10 protein-coding genes are annotated in these 10229 nt (G+C 72.5%); 3 read left to right on the top strand and 7 right to left on the bottom strand.

Annotated features, from left to right (window positions below; translation table 11 throughout):
- Positions 1-113 precede the first annotated feature (113 nt).
- From ABZU52_RS22905 to ABZU52_RS22875, 7 genes are all read right to left on the bottom strand, one after another.
- Positions 114-1730 carry a trypsin-like peptidase domain-containing protein gene (locus ABZU52_RS22905; protein WP_354973028.1) on the bottom strand — a complete coding sequence of 539 codons (1617 nt, stop codon included), beginning with the start codon at positions 1728-1730 and terminating at the stop codon, positions 114-116.
- A 62-nt stretch (positions 1731-1792) separates the two neighbouring features.
- Positions 1793-3349 (bottom strand): HAMP domain-containing sensor histidine kinase, encoded by a 1557-nt coding sequence (locus ABZU52_RS22900; protein ID WP_354973027.1) that lies wholly within the window; start codon positions 3347-3349, stop codon positions 1793-1795.
- On the bottom strand, positions 3346-4047 hold the full coding sequence (locus tag ABZU52_RS22895) for a response regulator transcription factor (protein ID WP_030336721.1): 702 nt from the start codon (positions 4045-4047) through the stop codon (positions 3346-3348). Before ABZU52_RS22895 ends, ABZU52_RS22900 begins: the two co-directional genes overlap by 4 nt.
- 86 nt (positions 4048-4133) lie before the next feature.
- Positions 4134-4745, bottom strand: a complete 612-nt coding sequence (locus ABZU52_RS22890; protein WP_354973026.1) for a PadR family transcriptional regulator — start codon at positions 4743-4745, stop codon at positions 4134-4136.
- The gene (locus ABZU52_RS22885) at positions 4742-5566 is read right to left on the bottom strand and encodes a DUF4097 family beta strand repeat-containing protein (protein ID WP_354973025.1); all 825 of its coding nucleotides are present in this window, start codon (positions 5564-5566) and stop codon (positions 4742-4744) included. The genes ABZU52_RS22890 and ABZU52_RS22885 overlap by 4 nt, the downstream gene beginning before the upstream one ends.
- 217 nt (positions 5567-5783) lie before the next feature.
- Positions 5784-6722: a lysophospholipid acyltransferase family protein gene (locus ABZU52_RS22880; RefSeq protein ID WP_354973024.1), complete on the bottom strand. Its 939-nt coding sequence runs from the start codon at positions 6720-6722 to the stop codon at positions 5784-5786.
- Entirely contained in the window at positions 6719-7492 is a 774-nt protein-coding gene (locus ABZU52_RS22875; RefSeq protein WP_354973023.1) for a GNAT family N-acyltransferase, read from the bottom strand. Before ABZU52_RS22875 ends, ABZU52_RS22880 begins: the two co-directional genes overlap by 4 nt.
- A gap of 150 nt (positions 7493-7642) precedes the next feature.
- On the opposite strand from ABZU52_RS22875, the gene ABZU52_RS22870 reads away from it, so the two are divergent.
- The 3 genes from ABZU52_RS22870 (at position 7643) to ABZU52_RS22860 (ending at position 10177) form a co-directional block, all read left to right on the top strand.
- Positions 7643-8290 (top strand): hypothetical protein, encoded by a 648-nt coding sequence (locus ABZU52_RS22870; protein WP_354973022.1) that lies wholly within the window; start codon positions 7643-7645, stop codon positions 8288-8290.
- Between the two features lie 142 nt (positions 8291-8432).
- Positions 8433-9368, top strand: coding sequence for an ABC transporter ATP-binding protein (locus ABZU52_RS22865; RefSeq protein WP_354973021.1), 936 nt, complete (start codon positions 8433-8435; stop codon positions 9366-9368).
- On the top strand, positions 9365-10177 hold the full coding sequence (locus ABZU52_RS22860; protein ID WP_354973020.1) for an ABC transporter permease: 813 nt from the start codon (positions 9365-9367) through the stop codon (positions 10175-10177). The genes ABZU52_RS22865 and ABZU52_RS22860 overlap by 4 nt, the downstream gene beginning before the upstream one ends.
- Positions 10178-10229 lie beyond the last annotated feature (52 nt).

The raw sequence follows: 10229 nt of genomic DNA, 5'->3' as shown, positions 1-10229 counted from the left end.
ACCCCGCCCGGGGCCCCCCCCCCGACCGGGCGTAAAAACGCGGGGGGTGACGGAGCCGACCCCCTCGGCCCCGCCACCCGCCGCCGGAGGGAGGAAGCAGGTTAGTTATGTGGTTAGGACGTCTCGGCGAGCGTCACGGTTGCCGACTTCTCGACACCGTTGCGCTTGAACTGCACCTCGACCCGGTCGCCGACCTTGCCGGCCTGCACCGCGCCGACCAGGTCGTCCGAGTCGTTGACCGGCTTGTCGCCGAACCGGGTGACGACGTCGCCGCGCTGAAGACCGGCCTTCTCCGCCGGGCTGCCCGGGGTGACCGACGCGACGAGCGCACCGCCGCCCTCGGCCTGGTTGACGCCGACCCCGAGTGAGGGGTGGCTGACCTTCTCGCCACGCTGGAGCTTGCCCGCGACGTCCTTGGCCTTGTTGCTGGGGATGGCGAACCCGACACCGATGTTGCCGGTGCTCTGCCCGGAGGTCGCGATCGCGGTGTTCACGCCGATCACCTCGCCCCGGGTGTTGACCAGCGCGCCACCGGAGTTGCCGGGGTTGATCGGCGCGTCCGTCTGGAGCAGGCCGGAGATCGAGCTGACCGGCTGGCTCTGCTGGGTCGGGTCCTGCTGCTGGCCCTCGCCAGCCCGGATGGTGCGGTCCCGGGCGCTGAGGATGCCCGAGGTCACCGAACCCTGCAGGCCGAGCGGGCTGCCCAGGGCGAGCACCTGGTCACCGACCTGCATGGCGTCGCTGTCGCCGAACTTGGCCGGCTTGAGGTCGCTCACCCCGTTGGCCTTCACCACGGCCAGGTCGGTCTTCGGGTCGGTGCCGATGATCTTCGCGTCGGCGGTCTTGCCGTCGGCGAAGACCACCCGCACCGCGTCGCCGGCGGCGGACGCGACAACGTGGTTGTTGGTCAGCACGTACCCGTCGGCGCTGAGCACCACTCCGGAGCCCTCACCGCTGTCGGTGGTGATCGAGACGACGCTGTCCTGCACCGCCGCGGCGATCTTCGGCAGGTCAGCGCCATTGATCACCGGCGCCGCGGAGTAGGTGCGGGTGATGCCACCGCTGTCGCCATCGAGGGCGAGCGCGAGCGCCCCACCGGCCACGCCGGAACCGAGCATCAGGGCGAACACCGCGACGCCGGCACCGGCGAACTTGGCGATCCGACCCGGCCGGGGACCACTGCCGGGCGGCGCGACCTGCGGGCCCCACGGCGGGACCGGCTGGCCCGGGTGCTGCGGGTGCTGGCCGGGGTGCTGGGCGTGCTGTCCAGGATGCTGCTGGTGCTGGGCGTACGCCATGCCCGGCTGGCCCCCGCCGGCCCAGCCGGACTGCTGGCCCGCGTACCAGGGGGCACCGGGGTAGTGGCCGGCGGCCGGCTGTGGGTAGCCCTGCTGGCCGGGCGCCGGGTGGCCGGAGACCGGGTACGGCGGCGCGGACGGCGTGGCGGCCGGCGGCTCGTACCCGGTCGGCGGCTCGTAGCCGGTCGGCTGAGCGGTGGCCGGCTGGCCCGGGTAGCCGCTTGGCGCGGCGGACGGAGTGGCGGCGGTGGTCTCGGCGGCACCGGCGGTCGAGACGACCGTCGGGTCACCGTCGGTCGACACGACCGGTACGGGGGTGGTCGGAGAGTCGGACTGCACGCGCTCGTCGCGCGGCAGCTCGGCGGTGGGGTGCGACGGCTCGGCGTCGGTGGGGGCCGGCCGGCGCTGCGGGTCGGACTCGAACTCGGTCATGGCACTACCTTCTCCCTCAGCACTGCAACCAACCTGGAACCGTCCTGGAAGTTGGCTGAAAGTCACTCGCCCGCATCGTCGACCTGCGTCAGCAGCGGCAGCCGCACCCGGAAGGTGGCCCCACCGCCGGGCGTCTCGGCCACCTCGACCGAGCCGTGGTGGGCAGCGACAAGCGCCGCCACGATGGCCAGGCCGAGACCGGTGCCGGTGTTGCCGTCGGCCCGCCGGGTACGCGCCGCGTCGGCCCGGTAGAACCGCTCGAAGACCCGTTCCGCCTGCTCCGCCGAGAGACCCGGGCCGGTGTCGGCCACCTCCACGACGGCGAAGCCACCCGGTTCGGCGCGCAGCCGTACCCGGACCTCGGCCTCCGGTGGGGTGTGGGTCAGCGCGTTGGTGACCAGGTTGCCGATCACCTGCCGCAGCCGTGCGTCGTCGGCGGAGACGACGAGCGGGCCCGACTCGGGCTCGATCTCCAGCTCGATCCGTCGGTCCGGTGCCATCGCCCGAGCGGCCTGCACGGCGTCCGAGGCGAGGACCGGCAGCTCCACCGGGGTCAGCGAGAGCGGCCGTTCCATATCCAGCCGGGCGAGCAGCAGCAGGTCCTCCACCAGCAGCCCCATCCGGGCCGCCTCGTCCTCGATGCGGCGCAGCAGGCCGGCGGTCTGCTCCGGCTCGCGGGCCGCGCCCTGCCGGTACAACTCGGCGAAGCCGCGGATGGTGGTCAGCGGAGTCCGCAGCTCGTGCGAGGCGTCCGCGACGAACTGCCGCATCCGTTCCTCGGATCGGATGGCCCGCGCCTCGGACGCCTGAGCGGCGGCGGCGGCGTCCCGTGCGGCGCTCTCCGCCCAGCGCGCCGAGGTCTCCGAGGCGGCGCGGGCGGTGAACGCCGCCTCGATCTGGGTGAGCATCGCGTTCAGCGCACGGGAGAGCCGGCCCAGTTCGGAGGTGGGGTGCTCCTGCCCCGGCTCCGGGTCGGGCACCCGGCGGGTCAGGTCGCCGCCGGCGATCGCGGCGGCGGTCTGCTCGATCTCGACGAGGGGCTTGAGGCTGGTCCGGACGATCGCCGCGCCGACCGACGCCAGCATGATCAGCACCGCGCCACCGACCAGGAGGTCTATCCAGACGAGCTGCTTCACCGCCCGGTCCACATCGGTCAGCGGCTGCCCCACGGCCAGCACCGAGCCGTCCGGCTGCGGGGCGTAGTACACCCGCCAGCGGGTGTAGCCGTCGTGGGACCGGACGGTCTGCGGCTCACCCTCCGCGGCCTCGAAACCCGCGCGAGTGGTGGGGAACGCGGGCAGTTGGTCGGGGTCATAGCTGCGCCCGTCGTACTGGGGTCGGTACACCTGCTGGTCGTCGGCCACGATTACGACGTAGTCGCTGGGCAGTATCGCGCCGACCTCAAGGCTGCGCAGCTTGGGGAGCAGCTGGCCGAGGCCCTGGGCGGTCGATCGCACCTGCCCGTCGACCTGGCCCTCCAGGTAGTTGCGGAGGAAGTACGCGGTCAGCGAGCTGATCACCAGAAGTGCGACGGCGACCAGCGCGAGCACCGAGGTGACCAGCTTGACCCGCAGCGGAATGCTGCGCACCCGCCCCTTCGCCTGCTGGACCGGGTTCACGCCGCCGGCTTGCGCAGCACGTACCCGACGCCGCGGAGAGTGTGGATCAGCCGGGGCTGGGTGGTGTCGACCTTGCGCCGCAGGTACGAGATGTAGGACTCGACGATGTTGTCGTCGCCCCGGAAGTCGTAGTTCCAGACGTGGTCGAGGATCTGCGCCTTGGACAACACCCGGTTGGCGTTGAGCATCAGGTAGCGCAGCAGCTTGAACTCGGTCGGCGAGAGCTGCACCCGCTGGCCGGCCCGGTGCACCTCGTGGGTCTCCTCGTCCAACTCCAGATCGGCGAAGGTGAGCCGGGACGGGGCCTGCTCGCCGGTCGTGGTGCGACGTAGCACGGCACGGATCCGGGCGGTCAGCTCCTCCAGGCTGAACGGCTTGGTGACGTAGTCGTCGCCGCCCAGGGTCAGCCCACGGATCTTGTCGTCGGTGGCGTCCCGAGCGGTCAGGAACACCACCGGGGTACGCGTGCCGCCCTCGCGGAGCATCCGGATGACCTCGAAACCGTCCAGGTCGGGAAGCATCACGTCGAGCACCACCAGGTCGGGACGGTGGTCCTTGGCGGCGTTGAGCGCCGCGCTCCCACTCGTCGCGGTGGCCACGTCGAAGCCCGCGAACCGCAGGCTCGCGGAGAGCAGTTCGAGGATGTTGGGGTCGTCCTCGACAACGAGAAGACGCGCCTCGGTCTGGGTAGCGGGCATGCGCCCATCATCGGTGACATCACTGCGCCAGCGCTGGACACTTCCTGCAAAAAGGCTGTGAGTCGCCGGCCGTGCGGCGACGTCGGTCAGCGCAGCAGGCGACGCAGCCCGTCGAGGGCGCCGTCGAGCAGCCGGATCGCGGTGCGCAACTGGGTGTCGCTGAACTGTCGGGCACGCATCAGCCGGCCCACCTCGGCGGTGAACGCGGAAAGCCGCTGGTCCAGTTCGCCAAGCAGCTCGGCCTGCGGCCCGGCGGTCGGCCCCGGTCGATGCGGCGGTGCGGGCGCCTCCCACCGGGCCCGCCGGGTCTGCCGGGTGGCCTCGCTCAGCTCCCGCTTGAGGTCGCGCACCGACCCGCGTACCTCGCTGCGGATCTCGCCGGCCAGGCTGGAGAGATCCGCCACGGAGGCAGCGATGTCCGTTTCCAGCGCGGTCAACTCGTCGGCCCGCTGGCGCAGCTCGGCACGGCCGGCGTCGGTGATGTCGTACGTCTTGCGGCCACCGGCCGCGGTGTGGCTGACCAGGCCCTCGACCTCCAGCCGTTGCAGCCGGGGGTAGATGGTGCCGGCGCTGGGCGCGTAAAGCCCGAGGAACCGGTCCTCCAGCAGGCGGATCAGCTCGTAGCCGTGCTTCGGGCCGTCGTCGAGGAGTTTGAGCAGGTAGAGCCGGAGCCGCCCGTGGCTGAACACGGCAGTCACGGCAGCTCCTCCCCGTCGTCGTCGACCGCTCGGGCGAGCAGGGCGATGCTGCCCGAGGTCGCGGAAGCCCAGAGTTTACCTTCGCCGGCGCCGAGCACCCCTTCGCTGCTGGGCAGCGGGAACGACGAGGTGCGCAGCTGCGGAAAGGCGCTGGTGATCCGGCCGGACGCGGTGTTGAGCCGGACGGCGAGGTCACTGTCGGCGCGGACCCGGACGGTGATGCTGCCCGAGATGGTGGTCAACCGGATCTCGCTGCGCCGGGGGTTGTCCAGGTCGCAGGTGATGGCGCCGGAGACGGTCTGCGCGTGGACCCGGTCGGCGGCGCTGTCGGCGAGGATCACCTCCCCGGAGACCGTCTCCAGGGTGAGGTCGCCACGGACACCCAGCGCCTCCACCGGCCCGGAGGTGAGCTTCGCGGAGGTGCTGCCGCGTAGCCCCATCAGGGTGATCTGGCCGGCGACGACGTCGACGGTGGTCTGCCGGCGCAGGCCGGAGGCGACCAGCGAGCCCGCGACCAGGCCCAGGTCGGCGAGGACGTCGGCGGGCACGGCGACGGAGACGTCCACCCGGGGATAGCGGTGAATCGCCCGAAACCACCGCAGGACGTCCGACCAGCCCCGACCGCGCTCCTGCCGGATGCTGAGCCGGCCGTCGGTGTGGTCGATCAGGACCGGCCGACGGCCGACCTGGGTCACGTCGATCCGGGTCGGCCCGTCGGTGGCGACCACGTTGAGCCGCCCGCTCACCAGTCGGACGTCCAGCCGGTTGACCGGGCCGTCCACGGTGAGCCGCTGCGGGCTGTCGACCGTCCACTCGGCCATGGCGTCCCCCTCTCGACGACGCGCGCACGCGCGCCGAACACGAGGAGACCGTAACGCGATACATCGCGACACACAAGGCAGTCGCGAGCTCTCGCGCCCGTTCCACGCCAAGATCCGCGCAGCTTCCCGGATGTTGCTGGCTCAGGCACGCGGGAGGCAGCAACATCCCCGATGTTGCGCGGATCTTGCTCTGCGAGCGCGGATCCGGCGGGCTTCCTCAGGCCGCCAGGTCCAGGTCCCGGTCGGCGACCGGCGTCGACAGGGGAACGACCGGGGTCACGGTGGGCACCGGGCGCAGCCGGGCCGGCGCCAGGGCACCCGTCGCGGGCAACAGGTGTACGGCCGATTCGGCGGCCCGGGCCAGCAACCGCCGATCGGCATCACGGGCCGGGTGCAGCGCTCCGGCGATCGTCACCGAGACCACCAGTTCCCGCGCCGCGACCACCCGTGCCACCGAGCGCAGCAGGGTGTCCGCGCCGAGGAAGGCGGCTGCCGTGGTGGTCGACCCGGTGGCCTCGCAGCGGTAGCTGAGCCGCAGCGGCACCACCGGGCTGCCCGCGTCGATGGCCGCCTGGAACGTCGCGGGCCGGAAACCACCGCCGGGGCGGCAGTCGGTGGCGCCGTTCCCGGCGCACCACGTCGTACCCTCCGGAAAGACCGCCACCGACCGCCCGGCGCGCAGCGCGTCGGCGACCCGGCCGACGGTGGTCGGCAGCGCCAGCGGCCGGGACCGGTCCACGAAGACCGTGCCCGCCACCGCGGCCAGCAGACCGACCACCGGCCAGGAGCGGATCTCCCGCTTCGCGACCATCCGGGTGGGCGCGACCGCCAGCACGGCGAGGATGTCCAGCCAGGAGACGTGGTTGGCGACCAGCAGCGCGCGTCGCCGGGGCAGCCGACCCCGGACCACGAGGCGGACGCCGAAGGCGCGGGCGGTGGCCCGCGCCCAGCCGCTGACCAGCGCCTGCCGTTCCCGGGTGGGGAGCACGGCCAGCAGCAGCACCACCGCGATCCCGGCCAGCAGCATGCCGAGCGCGGCGACCAGCCGGAGCACCCGACGGGCCACCGGCACCGTGGGCACCTCGCCGGCCGCCGGCAGGCAGCCCTCGTCGCAGCCTGAGGAGGGCCGCCACAGGTCGCGCGGCACGGCGGTCACCGCTGCTCTCCGCCCAGGAAGTGCCGCAGGTAGCGCGGGTTCATCCGGTCCAGGGAGAAGAGGACGTAGAAGTCCGCGCACCCGAAGTCGCTGTCGTACGACGGCTCGCCGCAGATCCACGCGCCGAGCCGGAGGTAGCCGCGCAGCAGCGGCGGAACCGTGACCCGCCCGGCCGGGGCGGCGGTGACCGGGCCGGCGGCGGCCGCCTCGGTGAACCACGGCCGCAGCGGGCGGACCCGCAGCGGCGGCGGCGACAGGTGCCGGGCCCGGGCCTGGGTCCACACCTCGGCGACCGTCCGCCCGCCATCGGCCACCGGCACCGACGCGCAGCCGCCGAGCCAACGGGAGCCGCGCAGGTGCAGGTACCGGATGATGCCCGCCCACATCAGGTTGATCACCGCGCCCGAGCGGTGATCCGGGTGCACGCAGGACCGGCCCGCCTCGACCAGGTCGCCGCGGAGCGGGTCGAACGGGCTCAGGTCGAACTCGTCCTCGGCGTACCGCCGGGTGGTGCGCCCCGGCGGCAGCAGCCGGTACGTGCCGACCACCTCGCCGGTGCTGTCCTCGCGGACGATCAGGTGGTCGCAGTACGCGTCGAAGGGGTCCACGTCCAACCCGGCCTCGCCGGGCAGGAGGGTGGCACCGAGCTCGGTGGCGAACACCTCGTGGCGCAGGCGTTGCGCGGCCGCGACCTGGGTGGGGTCGTCGGCGATCAGCAGGGTGTATCCGCTGGTCTTCAGGGGTGCGCCAGCGGCATGCAGAACGGCCATGGGATCTGTGTAGGGGCCCGGGTTGCCATTCACGGGGACCACTGGTGTCGGCAGGATGAACGCCGGCCGGCAGATGGCTCCCACCTCGGTCGTGCGAGGCTGCGGAAACGGTCCGGCGACGACGCCGGCACGCCCCACCGGAGGTCGACGATGCGCATCGAAACCCGCTACAACGGGCCCGCGGGTTCCGGCAACGGCGGCTGGAGCGCGGGGATCTTCGCCGCCGAGGCGGGCAGCGGCGGGCCGGTCGAGGTCACGCTGCGCCGGCCACCACCGCTGGAGACCGAGCTGACCCTGCTCGACGGCGAGGTCCGGGACCCGGCCGGCGAGTTGGTGGCCGAGGTACGCCCGGCCGGGGCGATCGATGCGGTCGTACCCCCGGTCGACCTGGCGACGGCGGTGGCCGCCGCGGCCGACTACCCCGGCCTGGTCGAGCACCCGTTTCCCAACTGTTACGTCTGCGGGCCGCAGCGGGCCGACGGGCTGCGGATCTTCCCCGGCCGGCTGCCGGACGGTCGGACGGCCGCGCCGTTCCGCGCGCCCGAGCGGGTCAGCGGGGCCACCGTCTGGGCGGCGCTGGACTGCCCCGGCGGTTGGGCGGTGCTCGCGCCGGGCCGCCCCTACCTGCTGGGCCGGATCGCCGCAGTGGTCGCGGCGCTGCCCAGGCCGGGCGACGAGTGCGTGGTGACCGGGGCGTTGCTGCGCGTCGACGGGCGCAAGGCGCTCGTGCACACCAGCCTGTACGGCCGGGACGGGTCGTTGCTCGGCGTGGCCCGGGCCACCTGGATCGCCCGCTGAACCCGGGCCGTCGTCCGCAGGGATGAGCCACCTCCACCCCGCGACGGAGGCTAACGTACGGACCGCGCCTGATTGACCTTGTTGCCACGGGCCGTCACGCTGTGCCACGGCGTACCTCGACGCCACACACGGGAGGAGAACGATGACTGACGGGCAGCGAAGCCCCACCAGCGACGGTCAGATCGTGGTGTCCGGTCTGACGAAGCAGTACAAGAACGTCCGGGCGGTGAACAACCTGTCCTTCACCGTGGCGCCGGGACGGGTGACCGGCTTCCTCGGCCCGAACGGCGCCGGCAAGACCACCACGCTGCGCATGCTGCTGAGTCTGGTCACGCCGACCGCCGGCACGGCCACCATCAGCGGTCAGCGGTACACCGACCTCGCCAACCCGCTACGGCAGGTCGGCGCGGTGCTGGAGGCGTCCAGCGCGCACAAGGGGCGTACCGGCATCAACCACCTCCGGGTCATCTGCGCGGCGGCCGGGCTGCCCAAGCAGCGGGCCGACGAGGCGCTGGCCCTGGTCGGGTTGACCCCGGCGGCGAAGCGCAAGTTCAAGGGTTACTCGCTGGGCATGAAGCAGCGGCTCGGCATCGCCGCCGCGATGCTCGGTGACCCCCGCGTGCTGATCCTCGACGAGCCGGCCAACGGGCTGGACCCGGAGGGCATCCGGTGGATGCGCGGGTTCCTCAAGAACCTCGCCCACGAGGGCCGTACGGTGCTGGTCTCCAGCCACCTGCTGTCGGAGATGCAGCTGCTCGCCGACGACGTGGTGATCATCGCGGCCGGGCAGTTGGTCCGGCAGGGTCCGGTCGAGCAGGTGCTCGGGTCGATGGCGCAGGGCGCCCGGGTCCGGGTCCGCACCCCGCAGGCCGAGGCGCTGACCGCCGCCCTCAAGGCCCAGTCGGCGACCGTGGACGTCGACGAGCACGGCGTGCTGCTGGTCGCCGGGGTGGACGCCCCGACGATCGGTCGCGCCGCCCTCACCGCCGGGGTGGAGCTGCACGAACTGACCACCGAACGGCCCGATCTGGAACGGGTCTTCCTGGAGCTGACGGCCGGAAAGGCGGGCATCCGATGAACCTGGTCCGATCCGAGCTACTCAAGATCCGTACCACCAGCACCTGGTGGTGGCTGGCTCTCGGCGCGTTCCTCTCGATCGCCCTGGCGTTCGCGGTCAACGCGTGGTTGGCCGTCACGGCGCTCGGCGGCGACGCCGACGAGGTCGGCGTCAGCGCCGAGCAGGCGACCGCGCCGGCGCAGGCGGCGAACCTCTACACCTCAGGCCAGTACCTCGGGCTGATGTTCGTGATGCTCATCGGCATCCTGATGGTCACCAACGAGTTCTTCCACCAGACCGCGACCACGACGTTCCTGACGACTCCCCGGCGAACGTCGGTCATCGTCAGCAAGCTCGTCGCCGCCAGCCTGCTCGGCTTCATGTTCTGGCTGGCGACCACGCTGATCGACCTGGCCGCCGGCGCGATCTTCCTGTCCGCGAACGACTACGGCACTCAGCTCGGTGAGTGGCCGGTGCAGCGGGCGCTGCTGTTCAACCTGCTGGCCTACGCCATCTGGACGATCCTCGGGGTGGGCATCGGCACGCTGATCACCAACCAGCTCGGAGCGGTGATCACGGCGGCGGTGCTCTATCTGATCGGCACCCAGGTGGTGGGGCTGCTCTTCCTGCTCCTGTCGCACCTCCTCGACAACGAGGCGGTGCTCAAGTGGCAGGTGGTCTGGCCCGCTGTGGCATCCCAGGTCATGATCACGGAAGGGACCTCGGAGTTCACTCCGTCCTGGTGGGTCGGGGCCCTGGTGCTGATCGGCTACGCGCTGGTCAGCGGAGTTGTCGGTGTCCTGCTCACCCGGCGGCGCGACATCGCCTGATGGCGTCTGCGACCCCGGGGCGGCGACGACAAGCCGGCCGCCCCGGGGTCGG

Source organism: Micromonospora sp. NPDC005220, from assembly GCF_040607895.1.
Taxonomy (GTDB): domain Bacteria; phylum Actinomycetota; class Actinomycetes; order Mycobacteriales; family Micromonosporaceae; genus Micromonospora.
This window is presented reverse-complemented; position numbering and strand designations above follow the sequence as displayed.